The organism is Flavobacterium faecale, assembly GCF_003076455.1.
GTDB classification, from domain to species: Bacteria; Bacteroidota; Bacteroidia; order Flavobacteriales; family Flavobacteriaceae; genus Flavobacterium; species Flavobacterium faecale.
This window is the reverse complement of the sequence record NZ_CP020918.1, coordinates 3652380-3678322: the sequence shown is the minus strand read 5'-3', so window position 1 is coordinate 3678322 and position 25943 is coordinate 3652380. Positions and strand designations below refer to the sequence as shown.

Here is a 25943-nt window from a genome sequence, read left to right as displayed (position 1 = left end):
AAATGAAAAATAGTTTAATAGTATTCGTTTTAGGATTAGCGAGTATCATAGCTGGATGCTCTGATAACACCTATGAAAGTCCCAATTCTTTTTCAGATGCAGGCTGGTACACAAGTGCTTTACAGTCGCCTACATTTGTAACTGGGATTAATAATTTTATGACCTTTAGTGATTTATCTGTTGGAGAAACAAGCCACAAATGGACCATTGAAGAAGGTAATTTTTATTTGAAAGGGCCTATCGCTCTTAAAGAAAAAAAATATGATAAGTATATAATTCAACCCGCTGTACAAGAAACAACAGAAAAAACGGTTTCGGTATTGTTTAAAAAACCAGGTATTCAAAAAGTAAGGTTGTTCAATACTTTTAAAGATTCTGTTGCTTTTAGAGGTAAAGGGTTTGTGTTTCCTGCCAAAAAAATCGGAAACGAATGGGTGATTGATACTACTTTCAGCGTCAAAGTATATGATACGATTGTTCCAAAAATGCAAATTAAGCAAAATGGTGCTATTGTTTCGTTTGAGAATGCGTCAGACGTTATCGTATTGGAAGCAGGTAGTAAACTTGAATTTACAGATCTTACAACACAAGGAGAGCCAACAGCTCGTACCTGGAAAATAGGGACTGCAACTGGTACAGCATTGGTATCAAGTATTACTTTTAATAGATTGGGAGATTTTAAAGGAACCTTCACTGTAAATAGAACGGGTAACAATATCCCAACAGATAATGATGTTTACAATATTCCTGCAACCTTTAGGGTAATCGCATCAACTCAACCATTTGTTTTTACAGGAACAATAGCAGAGCAAGAAGATGAAACGATTCGGATACCCTTCAATGGAGAGTTTGATACTATGACGGCCGATCAAAAATCACATTTTACCGTAAAGGTGAACAATATTGTTTTTCCGATTCAGTCTATTACTGTTAATACTACCAATGGAAGTATATTAGATCTAAAACTAAAAGACAAGATTTATCGCCCAGATGTGATTACGATTTCATACGATGGATTGGGTACTTTAAAATCAGTTGATGACAGATCGCCACAAGCTTTTGCAGATAAAATTGTAAAAATGCACGATGTGAACTTACTAGGTGATCCGTTTGCAGGATTTGAAGACGGAACTATTTTTACACCTACGGCTACTAGTGATTCTCCATTTAGTATTAGTACAGAGAAAGCAGCAACCGGAACATCAAGTTTAAAATTAACATTAACTAGCGGTAAGTCAAAAGTAGAACTTAGTGCTCCTTTGAAAACGGCTGTAGTTTTGAGCACATCAAAAACCTATATTATGCGATTCAAATCTTATATCGTGAGTGGTGCGTTAGGGACAGACGCTCCCGCTCAAACAGGTATTGCATTTATAGCTGGATATAGTCCTCAGTTTTCGGGAATCATCAGAAGTCCGAGACTTGTAGATGCATGGGAAACTCAGCAAAGAGATATTACTTTTACACAAGCTTCAATTTCTAGCTTGTATATTAGGCTTATAGCAAATACTCCAAAAACAACTTCTGCTACGGTTTATATTGATGATGTTTATTTGGTAGAAAAAGAAGTTAGACCATAAATACATTTCTTAAATTTGGTTTAATACAAAAGAGCTCGATCATTGATCGAGCTCTTTTTTTGGTGAAAATTTGTTTTTGAATACTGTAATTAAACGTATTTTTTGGTTAAATAAATTATAGAATCGGATAAAATACGAGTATTTATTTGCGAAAAATATTTATAATGTAAAACCTAGAAATAGGTAAATTAATGGTTAACCGACTTCTTTTCTTATAAAAATTAACACATTTTAACAGAAATACACATATGTTACCCCCATAAAATCATATGGTTTGGTCAAAAGTATATAAAATTTAAACCTTTGCTAACAACTTTAAATAACCAAACAATTATGAAATTTAATTTATTTATGAATTGGAGTTTCAAAACTAAGTTAATGACGCTATTGTTATTTGCTAGTTTTGGATTTGTCCAAGCGCAAAAAGTACAAATGGTGACAGGGAAGGTCACCGGAGATGGAGGTCCTTTGCCAGGAGTTAGTGTAATAATTAAAGGAAGTAAAAACAAAAGTACTGTAACTGATTTTGACGGAAAGTTTAAAATCGAAGCCAAAGAGACAGATATTTTAGCTTTTAGTTACATTGGTTTTATTACGCAGCATGCAAAATTAAACAGCAGAACTACGCTTAACATTGATTTAAAAACAAATGTTAACGAACTAGATGATATCGTAATCATTGGGTATGGAACACAAAAGAAAAAGGAAATTACAGGAGCAGTAACCAAAATATCTGCAGAAGCGCTAACAAGACAAACAACCTCTGACTTAGGAAATGCACTCCAAGGTCAAGTGGCAGGTTTGAATGTTGTATCTGGATCTGGAGCACCTGGTTCACAATCCAATATTGTGATTCGTGGTTTTAGTTCTGTTTTAGAAGGACAAAATAAACCGCTTTTTGTTGTTGATGGAATTCCGTTTGATAGCGATCCAGGTCTAAGTAATAGCGAGATCGAATCTGTTGAGGTATTGAAGGATGTTTCGTCGGCTTCTATTTATGGAGTTCGTGCTGCAGGTGGAGTTATATTAATTACGACCAAACAAGGAAAAAAAGGTAGTATGACTGTGCGCGTTAACAGCGAGTATGGTATTCAGCACATTACCTCAAGAAATTATTCTTTATCTCCAGAGCAAGAGTCATATGTACAATTGGTACAAAACGAGATGGCAAATCCAGCTAACACACTAGGAAGTATTGCTAATAATATTGAGAGAAACAAATCACAATTGTCTAACAATACAGATATTTCGCAAACAATTTTACAAAACAATGCCGCTATTCAAAATCATAGTTTAAATGTATCGGGTGGTAAAGAAGATTTGACTTATAGTCTTAACTCTAGCTTATTTAAGCAAGACGGTATTTTGATCAATTCTGGATTTACCCGTTTTAACATTCGATCTAACACCTCTTTTACTAAGGGGAACTGGAAAATTAATACTGGTGTAAGTTTTAGAAGAGATGAGAACCAATTGGGTAACAATGGATTGAATTTACAAATTTTACGTTATCATTCCTACCAACAATCATTAGAACCTAATGTTGAAATTGTTGAAGGTGTGGATGATGGAATTGAAGGAGAACGTCTTGCCTCTGTAGCAAGAAACCTAAAAATTACCGATAATAAAAATGGTAATAGCACCATTGGGAACATTCAAGTTGATTATAAAGTTAATAAGAGTTTGAGTTTTACAGCCCGTGGTGGTGCAACGTACAATGACTTTAAAAGAATTAGAATCATTCCAAAATTAGATATTTTTAGAAGTAATGGATTATTGGTACCAGAAAATCCAATTTCATCAAATACTACAACAAGCGAAACCTATTCAAAGTTAACAGGGGAGTTTATTGCAAGTTACAAAGAGAGTTTTGGCAAGCACAATATAAGTGCAGTATTTGTAGGATCTGCAGAAGAAACTAATTTCACTAGTTTTTATGCTACCAAACAACAAAATGCAAATGCACTTATTACAGTATTTGATAATTATATAGGTAACTCCATTGTAGGATCGGGTGATAGAGATTATACTCTTACACTAATGGGTTTTATGGGTAGAGTACAATACAATTATAAAGGGAAATATTTGTTTAGTTCTAGTTTGCGTAGAGATGCTTCTTCTCAATTTAGATCAGGTAATCGTGTGGGTTATTTTCCATCTGTGTCTGTTGGTTGGAATGTATCAGATGAAGATTTCTGGAAAGGATACAAAAACATTGTTAATTCTTTCAAATTTAGAACGAGTTATGGGGTAACAGGTAATGACCGTTTTCGTTTTTCAGACTACACTTATCAATCTACTGTTGGGCCAAGACAAGATTACTTTTTTGGAGCAGGCAATTCAGAATCGATTGCCTATGGTACAACTCAATTGCGTTATGCAAATGAAGAAGTGGGTTGGGAAACATCAAAAGAGTTGAACTTTGGATATGACTTAGGTTTCTTTAAAAATAAACTAACATTAACTACAGATATTTACGAAAGTAAAAAAGAAAATTTATTATTTGCAGTAGTATTGCCACCATCAACTGGGGTTTCGGGACAAAATAAAGATGCAGTCTTTAATATCGGAAACATGAAAAACGTTGGGGTAGAGCACTCTTTAAATTATAAATTCAATTCGAAAAAATTAAACGGTAATGCTGGGGTTACTTTTACAAAAAACAAAAATACAGTAACCACTACGCCACCAGAAAATCCATTTATTAACCTCGACAACAGTTATATTAGTAATAGAACAAATGCCAATGATCTAGTTACTGTAATTACTCCAGGATATGAAGCAGGAGCTTATTTTTTACTTGATTCTTATGGTGTTATTAAAAATGCGTCCGAATTGGCAGACTATTTAGCGCTTGTTCCTAATGCAAATGTTCAGGTTGGTGATTTGAGGTATGTAGATCAACCAACTATTGACACAGATAATGACGGAAAAGCTGATAAAGGTGATGGTTACATCACAGAGGCTGATAGACGTTACTTTGGTAGTTCATTACCAAAATTCGAAATGGGTTTTAACTTATCTCTTAATTATAGAAGTTTTGATATGTCCATGCAATGGTATGGCGTATACGGATCAAAAATAATGAATGGTACCAAAGCTTATGCATACCAATCGTTGACACATCAAGATATTTTGTACGCTTGGAATCCTCAAAATACAAATACTGAAGTTCCAGCTAATAGAGGTGTTAATACGTCTAGCTATAGAGGAAATTCAGATTATTTCTTAGAAGATGGATCATATATACGATTGAAAAATTTAACTTTTGGTTATTCGATTCCAAAAAAGACGCTTAGTAAAACTAGTTTCACCAAAGTTAGATTTTATATAACGGCTCAAAATCCTTTGACATTGACCAAATATACAGGTTATGATCCTGAGGTTGGGAATAATGGTTTGAGTACAAGAGGTTTGGATAGAGGGAATTACCCAACTGTAGCACAGTTTAATGGTGGATTACAACTTCAATTTTAATCGAATTAATTGACGTAAATGTTACAAAAAAAATAATATATCATGAAAAATATAAAAAATAAATTAATTATTTTACTAGGGTTGGCTTTTTTGCTACACTCTTGTCAAGATGATTTTTTGGATCAAAAAAACCCAAATCAATTGCCAGCCAGCGAGTTTTGGAAAACTACTGCAGATCTTGAAGGAGGGCTTAATGCGGCCTACCAATCTTTTAAAGATGAGGATTGCGTAAGTATGGTGGATGAAAATGAAAGAAGTGATATCGCTTATCCAAGTTACCTAAGACCGTTATCTGGAAAATTTGAGTACTACCAACAACTTTTTAATAACACCAGTACTTTACCTAATAAGAAATGGGGTGCGCTATATCAAGGTGTTTTTAGAGCCAATCAAGTTATTGAAGCTTATGACAGGTTGCAAGGTACTTTTGGAGAAGCAGGATCAGCCAGTGAGCTAGTTGCTACAAGAATTTATGCAGAAGCTCGTGCTTTGAGAGGATGGTACTATTTTATGTTGCACAATTCGTTCAATAAAGGATCAGTTATTCTGTTTGATTTTGTACCAAAAGACAAAACACAATACCAACAACCCTTAGCACCAGCGGCCGAAGTATTGAAGTTTTACAGAGATGATTTGGAGGTAGCAAAAACTAAACTTTTGGAAGTTGCTGCTGCAACACCAAATACAACTGCAACCAATACGGGGCATTTTTCTGCAGGTACTTGTGAAGCCTTATTGGGTAAAAGTTATTTGTATCAAGGCGAGTTTGACAAAGCTGCAGAATATTTTAAAAACGTAATCGATAATTATGGTTATTCGCTTATGCCTTCTATTGGAAGCAACTTTACAACCAAGGACGAATTTAATAATGAATCTATCCTAGAGGTGAACTATACTACTGCTTTGAAGGCCGATCAAATTAGTTCAGACCAACTCCTTTCTAGTTCTTTGGGGCGTCAAATTGGTGCTGGAGGATATAATGGATCATTTCCTGCTTCTTGGTTGATTATGAAATACAAAAATGATCCTGTTGATTTATTGGATCCAAAAAATACCGGAATTACAGATGTTTACGGAGTAACGCGCAATAGACGTTTTAGCGAAAGAACATCATATTCAATAGCCTTGCCAGACGATACCAATTCAGATTTTGGTTATTATGGAGCCAATACAACGGCAGAGTTAGCAAAATTTGGAAGACAGCAATTTTGTTATTGGAGAAAAGGAACCAATTGGGATATTCAAACTAAGGATGAAACGAATACCTCTACAGGAATAGCAGGACGATCTGCGGTTAATGTTCGTTTGATTCGTTTGGCGGATGTGTTTTTAATGTATGCTGAATGCAAGATCGAAAGTGGAGATTTGGCTACTGCTATAAAATATATTAATAAAGTAAGAAAACGTTCTCATGTTGTGTTATTAGGAAAAGCTACGGCACTAGAAAATGCAGAGTTTAATGATGGTAAAACATCATTTGATGAAATCACTTATACCAATACCTCACTTACAGAACATTTAAGACATACAGAAAGACCATTGGAACTTTCTTTCGAAAATGGAGACATGAGAATGTTAGATTTGAGACGTTGGGGAATTACAAAAGCACGTTTTCAAAAATTGGCAACCTTGAGATATGATAATTATAACCTAATAGCAAATGGAAATGGAAAGCATCCTATTCGATATAGATGTGTAATTTATGATACAGGTGATGTACCCGACTCGAATACAACAGGTCAAAATATTGAAGCTTCAGATTTAAATGAGTTTGAATTAGCAGCAGTAAATTATAATCTGGACCTAGTGGGTTACTTGCCGATACCGCTTTCTGAAATTAATTCTAATGCAAATCTTTATAAATAAGAATTGCTCAAATAAAACTAAAGACATGAAAAAAATAATAAAAATAACAGCTCCTCTATTGCTACTGTTTGTGGCAATAGGTTGTGGTAATCGCGACTATGTTGTACCTAGCACTTTTTCTGATGCTGGTTTTTACAGCACCTATGGTAAAGGATTGAATAAAAGTGCTGTAGTAGGGGATTATGCTACTTTTCAGGATATTTCTCAAGGTGCTATTTTCCATACTTGGGAAATAGAAGAAGGTAACGAAATATTAACTGGACCGATCGCACAAAGTGCAAAGACGTATGATAAATACATTAAAAATCCTGGACAAACAAAAACAGAAGACAAAACTATAAATGTCTTGTTTAATAAAGGAAACATCATTACAAAAATTAAGATGTTTGATGTTTTTAACGAAATGGTTACCTTTAGAAGAGATGAAAAACCTATAGTTCCTTACCCGATAAACAATGAAGGTGGTGATATTGTGGCAGTTTTGCAAACAGAAGGCCCATGGGCTGGAAAGTACGTTTTGGAGATCGAAATTATAGTAGATGTATATGATACGGTAGTACCAAAAATGATACTTACTCAAAAAGGAACTGTTGTAGATCATACAGTTGCGGGTGCTTTTATAGATATCAAAGCAGGTGAAGCTGTACAGTTGCAAGATATTAGCGCAACAGTACCAAATACTTCTAGACCAGATGGGCGTACCTGGAAATTTACTGATGCAGAAGGAAAGCAAGTATTTTCGTCTCAGAATGAGAATTTATCATTGCAATTTAAAAAGCTAGGAATATACCGAGGAACACTTACTGCAACTAGATCGGCTTCTGACAATATTAATGGTAGTAGTACAATTTATGAGATTCCGATTAGTTTTAGAGTAATTCAATCTGATCAGCCCTATTTTCAAAGTGGTGCCATAAAATCGTTGGTAACAAGTATTATACAAGTGCCAATGAGTACGTCTATTGAGCCTGGCTTTGCAGATCAAAAGAGCTTTTTTACAGTCAAAGTAAATGGAGTTGTTTTTCCTGTGACTTCAGTAAATTTGGATGCCGTAAATGAGTCGGTTGTAAATATCAATGTTGGTAAATTATATCCTGCCGACAAAGTCACTATTTCTTATGCAGGTGGATCAATAAAGTCAAGCGATGATCGCAATTTAGTACCTTTTACAGATAAAGCCGTAACTGTTTTTGACCCTAACTTTTTAGGAACTGATGCAGGTGGTTTTGAAGATCTTTTTGGTGCAACTTGGGTAGCAAGTAATAATAACAGTGGAACAATATCGTATTCTACAGAGCAAAAGCTAACTGGAACATCAAGCATAAAAGCAGTTGCACAGGGATCAGAAAGAGCACGTTTCCAAAGTACAGGAAATGGAACTTCAAAAGTTTTTAACCTTGTTGCAGGAACAACTTATACCATTCGTTATAGCCGTTTTGTAAAATCAGGAGGATCTGTGAGCGGTGATAAAATATTCTTAATATATCCGCAAGTACAAATAAATGGACCTAGTTCCACCTATAATGCTGCAGATAATGATCAATGGAAAACCTACGAAATCGATTATGTACCAAGTTCAGATGTAAGTGGTCAATCCTTTTATATTCAATTAAACCCTGGGGATGGTACTGTTTATTACGATAACTTTTATATTGCTGTTAAGTCTGTGAGACCATAAAATAGTAAACACTTATTATTTTAATAGGGCTGTTTGCGTCTAGTTCAACTAGACACAAACAGCCCTATATCGTTTAAAACACCTGAAAAAACCATATGTCATACCCAAAAAAACATATGTACGGATAAAAAGGGGCTTGGATTTATAGTTTTGAAACTAACTAATCAAAATTATAAACCATTATGAAGAAATCGTACTTATTTACAACACTATTAATTTCAGGACTTGCCTTGGCGCAAACGGCTCCAACAAGTACCTGGCTGAGTGCTCCACCGGCAAAAATCGAATCGGGCGAAACCTATGCATTGGCAGCTAAATTTGATTCTGGTGATGATGGACATGGTAAAAAATACAATGCCAAAACAACTGTTCAATTTTCAATTTCAGAAAAAGCAGGGAATAAATACATATGGAAAGCAGGTGTTACTATTCCAGAATCAATTAATAAGCATGCTGGTATGGCTGGAAAGGATTGGAAAATTCCATCTTTACCACCGTCGTCTAGTTTAGCTCCAGGTACAGTATATGTAATGCGAGTTGGTTTTCAAAATGATAATGATGCTTGGGCAAAAGCTTCTGCAGAATATGAAATTATTATAGGAGGTTCTAATTCTGTACCGGATGCTCTTGGATTTAAAGCGGCAGAGATTACCTTGAAAGCAGCCGAAAAACTTGAAATACCAATTACTTACTCCTCAGAAACAGATATTGCAGTGGATGGATTAAAGTTCACCCTTTGGACGATTACAAATCCATTTAGTGATGTGTGGCACGGTCTATATTCTAACAAAAGAGTATTGCCAGCAGGAACAAATGTAAGTACTACCATTACTATAAATCCTCCAACTAGTATTGAAGCTAATAACATAATTTGGCCATCAGATGAATTGGCTAGTCATGATCCAAATGCAAAGGATGACCAATACAAAGCACCTATCAAAAATTACTTTTATCAGCTTCGAATGATCAAAGGTAATGATGCTTCGTTTACTCCAGAGCTTAAGAATGTTCAAACAACTTTAATAATTACTAAATAACAGCTTAGAGCCATTTTCTGCTTTGGGAAATGGCTTTATTTTATTTCTAACAAATTTTTTATTTACAACTTAAATTACATTATGATGAAAAAATTACTTTTATTAGGTGCCTTAGTGGCAACAACATTTTCTTTTGCTCAGACTATGTCTGTGACTATCAATGGGAAAACAGTGGATGCTTTTTTAGCTTCAACAGTTCCTGTAAATACCCTTCCAACAAATACGCCACTGACTATTGGAGTTACGTATACCAATTTGCCAATTGCACCAGGTAATACAACACCAACTGGTCAACTAGCTAGAGTCGTATTTAGATTTTATCAGCCAGCATCAAGTCCTGCAGTTTTCAAAAATGCGCTTTATCAAAACGGTTTTAAAGAATTGGATCTAAGTTCAAATTCTAGTACATTTCAATATACTGCAACTGAAGAGGTATCCGGCTATGTGCTCCAAATTTTTTCAGCAGGTGCACAAGGAACTACATCAACTGAAAAATACAATATTAATGTGAGTAATACTGCTACTTTAAGTACGCGATCAGTTGAGCTTAATACAGTAGAAGTGTATCCAAATCCAACAACAGGAATTGTAACTCTTGGTAATAGTGAAGAAATTAGTAGTGCCAAAGTGTATGATTTGTTAGGTAAAGTTGTTAAAACTTTTACCAATACAAATGAAATTAATATTTCAGATTTGAATAATGGTACATACATCTTAAAAACGGATAATGGTAAAACAGCAAAAATCATTAAAAAATAATCATTAGTTTGTCTAGTTCAATCAAGGAGCGGTCTAAATAGGCCGCTCTTTTTGTTAATTTTAATCCTTTAAACCCCTTTATTTCCTTATAAAAATCATATGTGGTAGTCCTTTTACTTCTAAATATAGATCTTTATCATTCAATAAAAATCAAAAGAAAATGATTCATAAAACAATTGCAACAGTTGCCCTTTTCGTAGTTGCCTCTGCAACTTCATTTGCACAAAAGAGTACTAAGACAAACCAAAAACCAAACATCATCTACATCATGTCTGATGATCACACTACCCAAGCCTTTGGAATTTATGGAAGTCGCTTGGCAAAATTGAATCCAACTCCAACGTTGGATAAAATTGCCAATGAAGGAATTATTTTTGATAATTGCTTTGTTAACAATTCTATTTGTACGCCAAGTAGGGCGTCTATCATGTCTGGTCAATACAGCCAAGCCAATGGTGTGCTAGATCTAGAAGGTGAACTGCCAATGGATAGACAATATTTACCTATCGAATTGAAAAAATTAGGATACCAAACAGCATTGGTTGGGAAATGGCATTTGCATGATCAACCTAATTTTGACTACTATAATGTGTTAACCCAGCACGGTGGTCAAGGATCTTATTTTGATCCCTATTTAACCGAAACGGGGACACCTTATGAAAATCCAGATGCAGGAGACAAAATTGGGAAACAGTACAAAGGACATAGTTCTGATGTGATTACAGATATTTCGATCAATTGGTTAAAAAATAAGAGAGACAAAAATAAACCGTTTGTTTTATTCCACCAATTCAAAGCACCACATGATAATTTTGAGTATGCACCTCGTTACAAAGAGTATCTAGAGGATACTGAAATTCCAGAACCTGCAAGTATGTATTACAACGGTAACAATGGATCAATTGCCACTAGAGGAGCAAATGATTCGTTGATTCACGTTATAGGGTCATCCGTTTCTAAACGAAATACAATCAGAAGCCAAGGGATGATGTTATGGAACAAGAGTTCACTTAAAAATTCAGACCCTAATTTTGATCCAGCTAAAAAAATACGTGATGATATGTCTCCAAATGCATACACGCACGCAACTTACCAAGAGTACTTAAAACGTTATTTACGTTGTGTAAAAGGTGTGGATGATAACGTAGCTCGTTTAGTTGAATTCTTGAAAAAAGAGGGACTATATGAAAATACAATAATTGTCTATACAGGTGATCAAGGATTTATGCTAGGCGAACACGATTATATTGACAAGAGATGGATGTATGAAGAATCCATGCGTATGCCATTTTTTGTAAGGTATCCAGAAAAAATTAAAGCGGGCCAACGTACCAATGCCATCATTAACAACACCGATTTTGCACCTACTTTAATTGAATTAGCAGGAGGTAAAGCACCAAAACAAATGCAAGGGCATAGTTTTAAAACGATTCTTGAAACAGGTAAAGAGCCTGCAGGTTGGCAGCAATCAACCTATTACAGGTACTGGATGCACATGGCGCATGCACACGCAAATCCAGCGCATTTTGGTCTTCGAACTAAAAAATATAAACTGATCTTTTTTTACGGAAAATTTTGGGTAGATACTAAAGATCCAAAAGCAGAATGGAACAAAAAAAGTTGGGGTAATCTTTTTGAAATGGATACACCAGCCGCTTGGGAATTTTATGACTTATCAAAAGATCCTGAGGAAATGAACAACGCTTATAATGATCCTGCTTACAAAGATGTTATATATAATTTAAAGCAACAATTACTTGAAAAAAGAAAAGAATTGAAAGAAGAAGATGGGGCGAAATTCCCACACATTCAAAAAGTAATTGATGAACACTGGAATGATTAATTTAGTCAAGATATGAAGATAGTATCAAAAATGGTTATTGCTCTTGCGCTGCTATTTGCAGTGCAAAGCAATAGTCAAATTACCACAGTTAAGTATAATTCAAACGTAGCTACATCCATTCCGAAATGGGAGGTGGTAGATATTACGATTACTACTAAATCGAATTCAAAATCACCTTTTACGGCTCGTTTTGGTGCATTTTTCACACATCAAAACGGAACAAAGCAAGAGGTTCCCGGTTTTTATAATGGAAACAATGAATGGGTAATCCGCTTTTCAAGTTCCTTAGAAGGGGAGTGGACCTATGTGACTTTTGCAGATGATAAAGCATTAGATAATAAAAAAGGAAATGTAAATGTCACCAAAAATAAAGCAGACAATCATGGAGGCATTGTGATTAATAAGGACAAGCCTCAAAACTTTTTCTACCAAGACGGAACACCTTATTTTTTACTAGCTTTTGAATGTGATTGGTTGTATGCTTTGGATTATAAAAATGATAAAGCAACCCCAAAATCAGACCATTTATTAAACCTTATTAAAGATAATGGGCTCAACCAAGTAGTAATGAATGTCTTCTCTTATGATGTAAGTTGGAAAAAAGATCCAAAATTAAAAGAGCATCCCGAACACGAATTTGGAGGACCTGATGATATTTATCCTTTTTTAGGAAATAATAAAAAACCTGATTTCAGCGCACTAAATCCTGAGTTTTTTAAAAAGCTAGATCGAACAATTAGTTTGATGCATGACAAAAGAATTGCGTCGCATTTAATGATTTATGTTTGGAACAAAATGGTTAAGTGGCCAGACATGAATACCGATGCTGATAATATGTATTTTGATTATGTGATCAAAAGATACCAAGCCTTTCCTAATGTGGTATGGGATATTTCCAAAGAAGCACTTTTTTATGGACGTGCGGATGAAAAGTATATCAATGATCGAATTGTAAGAGCTAGAAGTAACGACAAGTTCAACAGACTATTATCGGTTCATGATTTTAAATTTTGCTCCAAATACCCAGAAAATGTAGATTTTATCTCCACCCAAGATTGGTCAGATAATTTGTATAATAAAATGCTTGAGGCAAAGAACAAGTTCAAAAAACCAGTTTTTAATATTGAACATGGTGGGTATGAGGAATCTCCTTATGAAGTTTTTACGGGAGATTATGTCAATGCTGAACATTGTTTACGACGCAATTATATGTGTCTATTTGCGGGAGTATACACTACATACTATTGGCAAGGAACGTCATGGAATGCTATAATTTACAATCCATATGAGCAGCCTGCTGATTTTATTAAACCTCATTTTGAATATTTCAAACACATGGAAAAATTATTTACCATGGTTGATTTCGGTAAAATGAAAGCGACTCCTCAAAAAAACGGATCTGCTTATAATTTAACTTCAGAGGATGGAAGTATCACTTTAATGTATGTCAACAAAGAAAACTACGGCTTCAATGCTTGGCACTTAAAACCGGAACATGGTGATCGTACGATGCAATGGTTTAATGTAATAACGGGTGAGTTAACTTCCGAAACGGATAATATAAAAGGAGAAAAGTTCATCTCACCTTGGTCTAATCAAGCCGATTCGATACTTATATCTAGATTAAAGGCCAAAAAAGTCTAGTAATAACTGTACAGAATCATTTAAGTTATGATTTTAGACATACGTTGTACTAGGTTGAATGATAGAAAACGAATTTCGCAAAGTAAAATAATACAATCAATTAATTCTGAACCAAGATGAATTTAAAAAAACTCAACTTAATGATTCCAATAGCGGCTGTGCTGCTTGTTGCATCATGTAAATCTACCCAGACGGGTTCCTCAAATGTAGCCGTTACTGGCAAACCCAAGTACGAAGCCAATTGGGAATCTATAAAAGCAAACTACAAAGACCCTGCTTGGTTTAACAAAGCCAAATTTGGAATTTTTATTCACTGGGGAGCGTATTCTGTACCTGAGTACGGATCCGAATGGTATCCACGTAATATGTACATGGACTCAATTAAATTTTCGGCACAATTGAAACCAGATTTGAAAGGACCTGCAAAAGAATACTTTCATCATAAAGAAGTATGGGGTGACCAAAAGAAATTTGGTTACAAAGATTTTATTCCGATGTTTAAGGGAGAAAAATTCAATGCGAAAGAATGGATAGATTTGTTTAAAAAATCAGGAGCCAAATATGTAATTCCTGTGGCTGAACACCATGATGGTTTTGCAATGTACAAATCGACTGTTACCAGATGGAACGCAGTAGATATGGGACCTAAAAGAGATATTCTTGGCGAATTATTTAAGGCAGGACGTGAAGAAGGAATGATCATGGGAGCATCTTCTCACTTTGCTTTCAACTGGTCATACTATAACAAGAAAGATAAATTTGATACTACAGACCCTCAATTTTCTGATTTATATTCGAAAAAAGGAAAAGATATCAACCAACCACCAACAGCTGAATTTAAAGATTTGTGGTGGAGACGTACTAAGGAGATAATCGATGTATACAAACCAGACATTCTATGGTTTGATTTTATGCTAGATATTCCAGAATTTGCTGATCAAAGACCAAAATTAGCAGCTTATTATTACAACAAAGGAATCGAATGGGGTAAAGAAGTTGTTTTGCAAGACAAAAACTTTTCGCATGAAGCTTTTCCTGAAGGTACAGTGGTTTATGACCTTGAAAGAGGAAAACTACCAGGGATTAGAAAACTGCCTTGGCAAACAGATACTTCAATCGGAAAAAATTCTTGGAGTTATGTAAGCAACTGGGAGTCTAAAACGGCTAACGAAATTGTAGATGATTTAGTTGATATTATTTCGAAAAATGGTTGCTTGTTATTAAACGTTGGACCAAAATCTGACGGAACGATTCCGCAAGACCAAAAAGATATTTTACTTCAAATCGGAGGTTGGTTGGATATGAACGGAGAAGCAGTTTATGATACACATTACTGGAAAACGTTTGGAGAAGGACCAACAGAAGTTAAAAAGGGACACCACTCTGAAGGAAACAATGAAGGTTTATCATCAAAAGACATTCGTTTTACTGAAAAAGACAATAAGTTGTATGCCATTGTTTTGGACTGGCCAGCAGACGGTTATGTAAATATTGAAACATTAGCTAAAAATGCTACTTATGCCAAAGATTTAAAAATCAAAAATATTAGTGTATTAGGAAGTAAAGAGAAAATTCAGTGGGAACAAACCGACAAAGGTTTGAAAGTAAAAATGCCAAGTGTTAAACCTGGAGATTTTGCTTATACCATCGCAATTACACATTAAGAAATACCTATTGAAAACAAAAGCACATTTTGACTAATGTGCTTTTGTTGTTTACAAGATTTAAATGTAAATTAACGAACCAAACCAACAAAATGAAGTATTATTCAAGACCAATTTTGTCAATTGTGACCGTTTGTTCTTTTTTTATTTCGAATGAAGTAAAAGCACAGAACCAAACAAGCGCACCAAGTAAGGCAGTTTTTAAATGGGAAAATAGTAATTTAACCAATGAACAACGCATTGATGCTTTGGTTGATGCGATGAGCTTGGAAGAGAAAGTCTCTCAAATGTTAGATGTCTGCCCCGCTATCCCAAGATTAGGAATCCCAGAATACAATTGGTGGAACGAAGCGCTGCACGGAATTGCTAGAAATGGTAGAGCAACCGTTTTTCCACAAGCCATTGGTTTGGGAGCTACTTTTGATGATGGGTTAATTCAACGAGTAGCCAATGCAATTTCAGACGAAGCTCGAGCAAAATACAATGAAGCTATCAAAATTGATAATCGCAGCCGTTATGCAGGTTTGACTTTTTGGTCGCCAAATGTTAATATATTTAGAGATCCCCGTTGGGGTCGTGGTCAAGAAACCTACGGCGAAGATCCTTATTTGACCAGTCGTATTGGTGTTGCATTTGTAAAAGGATTACAAGGGGATAACCCAAAATACATGAAAGCTGCCGCTTGTGCCAAACATTATGCAGTGCATTCGGGTCCTGAGGAATCGAGACATGAATTTAATGCAGTAGTGTCCAAGAAAGATTTATTCGAAACCTATTTACCCGCTTTTAAAGCCTTAGTGCAGGAAGCAAAAGTCGAAGGAGTGATGGGCGCATACAATAGAACGTTAGGCGAAGCTTGTTCTGGTAGTCCGTATTTATTGCAAGAAATTCTAAAAAAAGAATGGGGTTTCAAAGGATACATTGTTTCTGATTGTGGTGCCATTCAAGATTTTCATCAGTTTCATAAAATTACAAAAACACCTGAAGAGTCAGCTGCTTTGGCTTTGATTAACGGAACCAATATCAATTGCGGAAATGTATATAAAGTTTTAAAAAGTGCACTGAATCAAGGTTTGGTAACACAAGATTTGATTGATATTCGATTGAAAGAAAGCTTAGCTACCCGTTTCAAATTGGGAATGTTTGATCCTATTGGTAGTAATCCTTATGATAAAATTGATGCCTCGGTAGTCGATTCTGAGCCTCATCGAAAACTAGCTCGTGAAGCGGCCCAAAAATCGATTGTGCTTTTAAAAAATAGTAATAACGTACTTCCTATTAATAAAAAAACCAGAACTGTTTATGTCGTTGGGCCAAACGCATCTAGCGAAGAGGTTTTACTCGGAAATTATTATGGGGTATCAAGCAGTACCCAAACCATTTTGGACGGAATAGTTGGTAAAGTGAGCCCAGGAACGAGCATCAATTATAAAATGGGAGTCATGCCTTTTTCGAAAAATAATAATCCAATTGATTGGTCTACTGGTGAAGCTAAAAACTCAGATGTCTGTATTGCAGTAATGGGAATTTCAGGATTATTGGAGGGAGAAGAAGGAGAGGCTATTGCATCAGATGACAAAGGAGATAAAAAGTCATTGCGTTTGCCTCAAAACCAAATTGATTACTTAAAAAAATTAAAGAAAGGAAGCAAAAAGCCGTTGGTATTGGTACTAACAGGTGGTAGCCCGATTGCTATTCCAGAAATCCATGACATTGCCGATGCTATTTTGTTCGTGTGGTATCCAGGTGAAGAAGGCGGAAATGCCGTTGCAGATGTTTTGTTTGGAGACGTTGCACCCTCAGGAAAACTACCTATCACTTTCCCAAAATCAGAAACGCAATTACCCGCTTTTGATGATTACAATATGACTGGGCGTACCTATAAATACATGACCGAGGAGCCATTGTATCCATTTGGATTTGGATTATCTTATACTACTTTCGAATATAAAAATCTTAAAATCAATAAAGATTTCACCGTAACTGTTGATGTTAGCAATACAGGAAAAACTGATTCTGAAGAGGTGATTCAGTTGTACATCAGTTCGCCATTGGCAGGAAAAGGAGATCCTATTTATGATTTAAAATCCTTTAAAAGAGCCCTTTTGAAAGCAGGCGAAACCAAAACAGTGACCTTCGCTTTAAACAAAAGCACATTTAACCAAGTTGATCAAAACGGAAAATCAATGGTGCGAAAAGGCAATTATTCTTTGTATGTAGGAGGTTGTTTACCTTCGCAAAGAAGTATTGATTTAGGGGCGAATCCATGTATAAAAATGAATGTAAAAATATAATTATGTTCCATATAATTAATAAATATGTAGTTGTACTGCTAACAATAAGCAGTTTTTTGATTTATAGTTGTAAAACAGCCAATAAAACAAATGCTAGTGCAAGCAAGTTTACTGACAGTAAATCTATTTTAATATTCTCAAAAACCGCTGGATTTAGACATACCTCTATTCCAAAAGGGATTGCTGCTTTGCAAAAAATGGCCGACGAACAAGGCTGGAAGATGCAGTTTAGCGAAGACGCTAATTTGTTTAGTACAGAGACGCTTTCAAAATTTCAAATGGTGTTGTTTTTAAACACTACTGGAGATATTTTGAATACCGAACAAGAGAAAGCTTTTGAGAAATACATCAATAATGGCGGTAGTTTTGTAGGTGTTCATTCGGCTACAGATACGGAGTACGAATGGCCTTTTTATGCCGAAATGATTGGAGCGCAATTCTTATCACACCCTAAGCAACAAAAAGTAGTTGTCAATAAAAACGCAAACAATCCGCATCCTGCAACGACACATTACCCTGCTAGTTTTGAGAAGTTTGACGAATGGTATAATTTTAAAAAACCAGTTGGTGCCCATGTAAACGTATTATTATCTGCGGACGAAAAAAGTTATAAAGGCGGTACAATGGGAGCTTCACATCCTATTTCATGGTACCATACTTACGAGGGTGGTCGTGTTTTTTATACAGCGATGGGTCATACCGATGAATCGTATGTATATGCTAATTTCTTAAAACATTTGCAAGAAGGAATCCGTTGGGCTTTGGGTGAAACTAATGTTGTGATTGCCAAAGGTGGAGAAAATCTACTTGAACCAACCTTAGCTAAATGGGATGTTTGGATGGGAGCAGTTCACCCTTCGGTAGATATTGATTTCGAAAAATCAGAAAATGTAAACACAGGAAAACCAATGGGCTTGAACAATGATCCCAAAAAAGTATTTTCTGTAATTCAAGAAAATGGTGAGAATATTTTGAAAATTTCGGGCGAAATTTATGGTGGGTTAACTACCAAAAATGAATACGGTGATTATCATTTAACCACCCAATTCAAATGGGGTGATAAGAAATGGGAACCTCGTTTGAAAGACAAAAAAGACAGTGGGATTTTGTACCATGCCAAAGGGCCTCATGGAACCTTTTGGAAGGTGTGGATGCACAGTCTAGAATACCAAGTGCAAGATGGAGATTGTGGTGATTTCATCGCTTTGGGACAAGTATATGGAGATGTACCTTCTGTGGGGAAAGAGAATGCAGGTGGTAAATCGGACTTCACGTACAATCCAAAAGCAGCAAATGTACCCATCAAATATGGTCTAACTTATAAATCAGGTCGTACTATAAAGTTGGGTAATTATGAGAATCCAGCTGGAGAATGGAACACACTCGAAATTTATTGCTTAGGGACTTAAAGTATCCATTTGGTAAACGGTCATGTGGTCAACCGTTTGAACAACGCACGCTATGATGTGCGTGGAAAAACTATTCCGGCCGATAAAGGTAAAATTCAAATTCAATCGGAAGCAGCAGAAGTGTTCTACAAAAATATTCGAATAGAACCAATAACAAAGTTTCCTTCCAAGTTAAAAAATTTCTAATATTCGAAAACATTGTTGTCCGATAAAAATAATCGGAACGTTATTTTTTCTTTATTTTACAAGGCTTGACGAGGTTTTAACCTAGTTTAGCTTGTTTCCGAGTACTTTCTTGAGAATTCGATGTACTAAAAAATATATTTTTTGTTTTGTTGTATCGAATTTTATCCAGTTGCTAAATAATAAATCTAATTACTTTTGAATTTAACAAAACGAAATTCTAATGATCAAAAAAAAATCCTAAAAACTACATCCTGAATTAATCACAATCTAGACGAATAAAGAATTCTGTCTATTTTACCCCTATAAAACCAAAGATTTCCAAAACAAATATATACAACAACCTCCACAAGTACAGTTTTTGTCTAGTCAAAAAAACGACAAAAAAGTAATTTATTCTCTTAATTTGCTTCATTAAATAATCAAAACCATATTTATTTTATGAAGGCAACATTATTATCTTTTATCGCTTTATCCAGCTTAATACTAAGCTGTACTAATAAGGAAGAAAGCACATTATTGGAATCAGCGTCAATATTTGACGACAATTTAATTTCTCAAAACCTTACCAACAAATCCATTCTTTCTACAAATTGTCCTAAACCTGCAGACGCTAATTTATTTATCGCAATTACCAACAACAACTCCAATGTGTTAAATCGTTCCCAAAACGGCATGGGCACTTGGGTTTTAATACCTGAGCTCTCGAACGAATTTAATTATTCAAGCAAAACTGATCCTGCGTTTACAACAGACTGGAAAGACTCTTACATTAATAGTTGGACAGGACCAGCACCAACAAAATGGGTCGCTAGTGGGTCTTCACTTGGAACAGCACCAACTGGAGAAAAATGTATAATTCTTCAAGCAACAAAAGTGGGGAATACCTTAGAATGCGGAATGGTTACATCTAAAGCTAAAGCAACATTCCCACTTTACCAAGAGGCCAGAGTAAGAATAAGTGATTCTCACTTAGCCAATGCCGTGTGGATGTTAAGTACTGATTCTAGAGAAGAAATTGACAACCTTGAATCTTATGGAGATAAATTAGGGTCAAAACCATATTTTGGAGATAAATTACATTTAAGCCATCATACTTTTAAAGATATTGCAGGTGTTAGAAAAGATTATCAACCCCAATTGGAGACCTGGATGATAAGAAAAACAGGGGCGGGTTGCAATGCTACTGATGATGTAAAATGGAATACCGCTTTCCATATTTTTGGGGTAAAATGGGTTAATGCTACTAATCTAGAATATTATGTAGATGGAGTAAAAGTAAGAACCGTAACAGGCACCGATATTGACCCGAACGGCTACACAGATTGTTCAGGAATGAAAAAAGCTTTGCATATGATTATTAGTCAAGCAGCACAAACATGGCGATTTGCTGACATGAATGAGTTTTTCAACCAGAACATTACCAATGGCGCAAGAACTAAGATGTACATAGACTGGATTCGTGTTTACAGACCAAATCAAAATTTAGGCACCTCTACTTGTAATTAATTATATTTAAAAGCATTGTCCGATAAAAAAAGAAGCCATTAATTTGGCTTCTTTTTTTATCGGACAACAATGATTCGAAAATAAAATGTTATGACTAGCTGTTATTAGGTCTTTAATTATAAAAGGCACGCAGATTTTTTAGAGATTTCCGCAGAAAAATCAGTACTGATCTGCTTAAGCCTATAAAACCTGCGTGCTAATTTTTTTAGTATTCAAAGTGGACAGTCATATAAAACTACATTAAAACATAACAGCCTAAGTACAGCCAAGTACTTAGGCTGTTTTAGTTTTTTACAGTAACATCACCAAGAGAATTGTAAGAACCTAGATAGAACAGCCAATAAAACCATTAGTGATAGAGTCTAAAACATATGTTCAAGGGTGAAAATTACCTTTATTTTACATTTGTTAGATAAACAACCACCATTAACCAACCAAAATGATTTCGAAAAAAAACTACTTCACCACGTTTACAGTCATCGCAAGTTTGGGCAGTACTACTTTTTACAATGTTGCCTATGCGCAATTGAGTACGATTGATTTGAATTTAAAATGCCAGCAGTTACCAATCAAAAAATTGATTTGACTCTAGGGCATTTAAACCCAGGAGGTTATTTCTTAGTCTTAGAAACAGATAAGAGTTCTCAAAAAATTAAAGTAATAAAACAATAAATCAGTAATGAAAATCATTTTATCATTAGTAGTCGCTGTTTCGACAGTTACAGGTTTTGCCCAAAAGAGCAACACCCAAAAACCAAATATTATTCTATTGTTCGCTGATGATATTAGCGCCAGAGAATTACCTATTTACAAGTCAGATGTTTGGAGTCCTCCATCTGGTGGTAATACTACAGATCTACAGTACAGAGCAAGCACTCCAGTACTAGATAAAATGGCCAATGAAGGTTGTTATATTTCATCTGCTTGGGCGGCTGTGGTTTGTTCGCCTAGTCGTGCCATGATGATGACGGGTCGCTATGCACACTTACATAAATGGTGGGACAACAAACATATCGGAAAATTTACCAACGAAAAAGGAAAGTTAACTACCTATAATTTATATTCTAGCTCCGCAAATACCATCGGAACGATCGCCAAAAAAGGAGGGTATGCTTCTATGTGGGCTGGAAAAACGCAGATGCGAAATGCCGAGATCGAAAAATTTGATTTTGACGAAGGTGTTTTCACTCCCGGAGAAAGTACTTCTTTGAACACTGAAAATCCGTTTACCGATTTTGAATTGGCAGAGCAGAAAAATGATGGCAAAAAAACATTAATCAATAGAAATAATGGACAAGCTGTTTCTTCTTACGCGCAATCTAGTTGGTACTGGAGACCGCACGTAATGTTGATGAACCAACCCAAGACGAAAGAGAAATTTCAATGGTGGCCAAATACTGCCGAATCCAAAAAACAATACGGAAACAGTACGTACGGTCCAGATGTAGAATTGGATTTTATTTTGGACTTTATGGAACGAAAAACCAAAGAGAACAGACCATTCTTTGTTTACCACACTTCACATTTAGGACATGATGCGATGGACTTTTTGAATCCATCAGAAAAAAACAAATGGCCAGGAACACCAATCGTAAAATGGGACGGAACCAAATACAACAGAACACAACCTAATGTAACAGGTGAAAAAGGTGTTTATGATACCCACGGAACAGTAACTGGGCCTGGAATTCATAATCACGTCAATTATTTGGACTACCAAGTTTCTTTGTATTTGAAAAAAATGAAGGAGTTAAAAATCGAAAACAACACCATTTTTATCTTTTGTGCAGACAATGGAACGAGTGGATATGGAAAAAACAGTCCTGATGTTCAAAAAGGATGTCATGTCCCCTTTATCGTCTATGCGCCAGGAATGAAAATGACCAAAAAAGGGAAACAAGAAGTTTTGGTAAATATTTCAGATGTGCTACCAACTATTGCAGAAATCACAGGCGTAACATTACCAAAAGACTACGAAATCAATGGCGAAAGTTTGGTTCCTTTTTTAACAACTAACAAAAAAACGCACCGCGATTGGTTGTACGCTTACAGTGGACCGATGCAGTTAATTAGAGGAAATACAGTGCTTAAAGACGGACGAAATAAATGGTATGATGTATCGAAAAACCCAACCGACTTAATCAGTTTTCCACAAATTACCGATTGGTCGAAAGCCACTGCAGAACAAAGACAAGAAAAAGCAAAATTGGAGGCCATTTTACCTCGTTTTAACAAATTTGCGGAAGCTCCAAATGGACCTTTATCAGCAAAAGATCAGTTAAAAATTGACGAAATGGAAAAAAATAACGCTACCAAAAAAGGACCTAAGAAAGGCAATAAGAAAAATAAAGAGGATGGTGGCGAAGAGTAATATCTAGTCAACAACTCAAATTCACATCACATTATTTTTAGAAAATGGAAAAAAGCACCCTTCTATTACTGATTTTACTTGGCTGTAAAGGCTACAGTCAGCTGGATAAAAAATATTTTAAAAAATTACAATCCGAAAGAGTTATTTCTAGCAATTCGGTCGAATGGCAACAGTTTGGACCAGGAATGTCTGGTTATTGCGAAGAATATTGGTGCCATCCATCCTACCAATACCAATGTCATGTTTATGTCTCCAGATATGTACAATAGCTACGGATCTTGGGACAACGGAAAAACATGGCAAACCATCAAAGACAACGACGGTACTGGGCGTGATATGCGTCGTGTGCAAGATATTGTGTTCTCGCATCAATCGGAGAATTTTGGTTACTCCATTAGCGTTCGTGGCGAATTATTCAAAACCACCGATTTAGCTCGCAACTGGGAACAAATAGACGATTTTCCGAGTAAAGGAAGGTATGCCGTTTTGACTGTTGACCCATCCAATGATAACAATTGGTATGCAGGTGGAGGTGATTTTTGGAATGTAAAAGCAAACCATAGAAGTTTAAACAATCCAAAAGGTGAAGTTGCCAAATATGCTTCTTACGGAAATATTTTGAAAAGTACAGACAAAGGAAAAACATGGAAAAAAATCACCGACGGTTTGCCTCCAACTTTGGATATCGGACGCATTATTGTGGATCCTACCAACTCCAAAAATTTGGTAATGGCAACTAGTTTTGGTGTGTATAGCAGTACCGATCAAGGAGAATCTTGGCAAATGAGTGCCAAAGGTTTGCCGAATAATCATCCGAGAGATTTGACTTTCTACTTTAATCCAAAAACCAAAGAGTATGTTTTATACGAATTGGAACAAACTTTTTATGAAGAAGACGGAAAAACAATCAAAGCCAAAGGCGGTATTTTTCAAAGTACTGATGGTGGTCAAAATTGGACTTCCATCTCAGGAAACATTGCTTTAGATTATAACAAAATTTCGAGTTATGATGCACAAAGAGGCTATTGGAAAACGATGTCTTTTTGGTTTGATAAACCAGAAAAAGAAATAAAAGAAAAACATCCAGAATTGCCTACGCAAATGTTCAGTACTTTCAATCGAATTGTAGTGAATCCATTAAACAAAAATGAAGTATACATTTCGCATAACGTTAAACACGACAAAGCGTTTGGCCCTGGAGATGTTTGGAAAACTGCTGACGGTGGAAAAAATTGGATTGCAACCGCACGCACAGGAGTGGATTGGATAAAAGGGAAAGACGATGCCTACTGGCAATCCCGCAACAATCCAGTTGGTGTCAACACAACTTACGGCCATTTACAAAAAGAAATGGATCATAAACCGGAGGTTTCAGGGAATCGTTTCATGCAAATTAATAACAAAGGCGAACTTTTTGTTTGTATCGAACAGCAAATCTTACGTTCCAACGATGGCGGAAAAACGTGGATTCAGGTAGATGATAATGAAACCAAGCCCGGAAGTGATCATTGGGTAGGTCGTGGCGGCAGTAATTTACCAGGTCGTTTTATGTTATTGGACACTGGTGTCAAAGGTCGAAAATTCTTCAGCAGTGGCGAACACGGCTTGTGGCAAAATGCTAGTTTAGATAATTATCCAGACAAAAACGCAGTTGCTGTACAACAAATAGAAGGGCAGTTGAATGAAAAAGGAGCGACATCAATTGCTTCGGTAGCGGTGCATCCAAACGACCCTAATACCATTTATATTATTATGTTCCGTCAAGACCATCGTGGTGCTTTGAGAAAATCTACCGATGGCGGAAAAACATGGAATGATGTTGCAATCGCTTTCAAAGCAGGTGGGAATATTTCAAACAATGTTCTGCAATCGTCTTTGCTGATTGATTACAAAACACCATCGAATATTTATTTCAACACTATTGCGTCTCCAATTTCTGAAGTTGGAGGTCCAAAAGCACCATTTAGTGAACATGGAATTTTTAGAAGTACCGATAGCGGTTTGACTTGGACTCGAATCAACAAAGGATTGCCAACTGTAGGCGCTTCAAAAGAAGCCATCAATGTGAGACGTTTGGTTATGGATCCTGTAAATCCAAATATTTTGTATGCCACTTTGGTGCAGTCTGCTGATGGAAAAATTGATGGTGGCTTGTATAAATCGGTTGATAAAGGCGAAAACTGGGAAAAAGCAAAAACACCAAACGACATTATTGCGGTCAACAATCTTTTTATTGATAAAAAAACCAACGAAATGTTTATTTCCTGCGGTCGTGCACGAGGCACACAAGAAGAAGGTGGCGTTTGGAAAAGTAAAAATAACGGAAAAGATTGGGACAAGATTTTTGATATGCCCTATGTATGGCAAACCGAAGTTTCTCCAGTAGATTCGAATATTATTACCGTTGCAGTGGCAAGCCAAGACGAAAACAAGGGAGTAACTAGTTTGAATCCTGGAGCCTACTTGTCTAAAGATGCTGGAAAAACCTGGACTAAAATCAACAAAAATTTAGGACAACCCGATAGTGTGATTGACTTAAAACCAGATCCAGAAGACGCTGCTGTTTTATGGTGCGCTTTGAAAGGAAGCGGCTGGGCCAAAGCGACAATTAAATAAGAATTATAAGCTC

Annotated in this window: 14 protein-coding genes and 1 pseudogene; all 15 read left to right on the top strand. The window is 35.7% G+C overall.

Features of this window, described 5'->3' with window-relative positions; genetic code table 11:
* Positions 1 to 2 precede the first annotated feature (2 nt).
* The 15 genes and pseudogenes from FFWV33_RS15365 (at position 3) to FFWV33_RS15300 (ending at position 25930) form a co-directional block, all read left to right on the top strand.
* On the top strand, positions 3 to 1580 hold the full coding sequence (locus tag FFWV33_RS15365; protein ID WP_108741726.1) for a hypothetical protein: 1578 nt from the start codon (positions 3 to 5) through the stop codon (positions 1578 to 1580).
* Between the two features lie 333 nt (positions 1581 to 1913).
* Positions 1914 to 5057, top strand: a complete 3144-nt coding sequence (locus FFWV33_RS15360) for a SusC/RagA family TonB-linked outer membrane protein (protein WP_108741725.1) — start codon at positions 1914 to 1916, stop codon at positions 5055 to 5057.
* 42 nt (positions 5058 to 5099) lie between these two features.
* The gene (locus FFWV33_RS15355; protein ID WP_108741724.1) at positions 5100 to 6923 is read left to right on the top strand and encodes a RagB/SusD family nutrient uptake outer membrane protein; all 1824 of its coding nucleotides are present in this window, start codon (positions 5100 to 5102) and stop codon (positions 6921 to 6923) included.
* Positions 6924 to 6948: 25 nt separating this feature from the next.
* Entirely contained in the window at positions 6949 to 8601 is a 1653-nt protein-coding gene (locus tag FFWV33_RS15350; RefSeq protein ID WP_159086047.1) for a carbohydrate binding domain-containing protein, read from the top strand.
* 182 nt (positions 8602 to 8783) lie between these two features.
* Entirely contained in the window at positions 8784 to 9638 is an 855-nt protein-coding gene (locus FFWV33_RS15345) for a hypothetical protein (RefSeq protein WP_108741722.1), read from the top strand.
* 84 nt (positions 9639 to 9722) lie between these two features.
* Positions 9723 to 10397: a T9SS type A sorting domain-containing protein gene (locus FFWV33_RS15340; RefSeq protein WP_159086046.1), complete on the top strand. Its 675-nt coding sequence runs from the start codon at positions 9723 to 9725 to the stop codon at positions 10395 to 10397.
* 160 nt (positions 10398 to 10557) lie between these two features.
* Positions 10558 to 12240 carry a sulfatase family protein gene (locus FFWV33_RS15335; protein WP_108741720.1) on the top strand — a complete coding sequence of 561 codons (1683 nt, stop codon included), beginning with the start codon at positions 10558 to 10560 and terminating at the stop codon, positions 12238 to 12240.
* Positions 12241 to 12252: 12 nt separating this feature from the next.
* The gene (locus FFWV33_RS15330) at positions 12253 to 13884 is read left to right on the top strand and encodes a DUF5060 domain-containing protein (protein ID WP_108741719.1); all 1632 of its coding nucleotides are present in this window, start codon (positions 12253 to 12255) and stop codon (positions 13882 to 13884) included.
* A 140-nt stretch (positions 13885 to 14024) separates the two neighbouring features.
* On the top strand, positions 14025 to 15548 hold the full coding sequence (locus FFWV33_RS15325) for an alpha-L-fucosidase (protein WP_245891538.1): 1524 nt from the start codon (positions 14025 to 14027) through the stop codon (positions 15546 to 15548).
* A gap of 92 nt (positions 15549 to 15640) precedes the next feature.
* Positions 15641 to 17842 (top strand): glycoside hydrolase family 3 C-terminal domain-containing protein, encoded by a 2202-nt coding sequence (locus tag FFWV33_RS15320; RefSeq protein WP_108741717.1) that lies wholly within the window; start codon positions 15641 to 15643, stop codon positions 17840 to 17842.
* A pseudogene (locus FFWV33_RS19560) lies at positions 17815 to 19437 on the top strand (ThuA domain-containing protein). The gene FFWV33_RS15320 and the pseudogene FFWV33_RS19560 overlap by 28 nt, the downstream one beginning before the upstream one ends.
* 438 nt (positions 19438 to 19875) lie before the next feature.
* Positions 19876 to 20943, top strand: coding sequence for a family 16 glycosylhydrolase (locus FFWV33_RS15310; protein WP_108741716.1), 1068 nt, complete (start codon positions 19876 to 19878; stop codon positions 20941 to 20943).
* Between the two features lie 439 nt (positions 20944 to 21382).
* Positions 21383 to 21529 (top strand): hypothetical protein, encoded by a 147-nt coding sequence (locus FFWV33_RS19330; protein ID WP_159086045.1) that lies wholly within the window; start codon positions 21383 to 21385, stop codon positions 21527 to 21529.
* A 93-nt stretch (positions 21530 to 21622) separates the two neighbouring features.
* Entirely contained in the window at positions 21623 to 23314 is a 1692-nt protein-coding gene (locus FFWV33_RS15305) for a sulfatase-like hydrolase/transferase (RefSeq protein WP_108741715.1), read from the top strand.
* A 78-nt stretch (positions 23315 to 23392) separates the two neighbouring features.
* Entirely contained in the window at positions 23393 to 25930 is a 2538-nt protein-coding gene (locus tag FFWV33_RS15300; protein ID WP_245891536.1) for a WD40/YVTN/BNR-like repeat-containing protein, read from the top strand.
* Positions 25931 to 25943 lie beyond the last annotated feature (13 nt).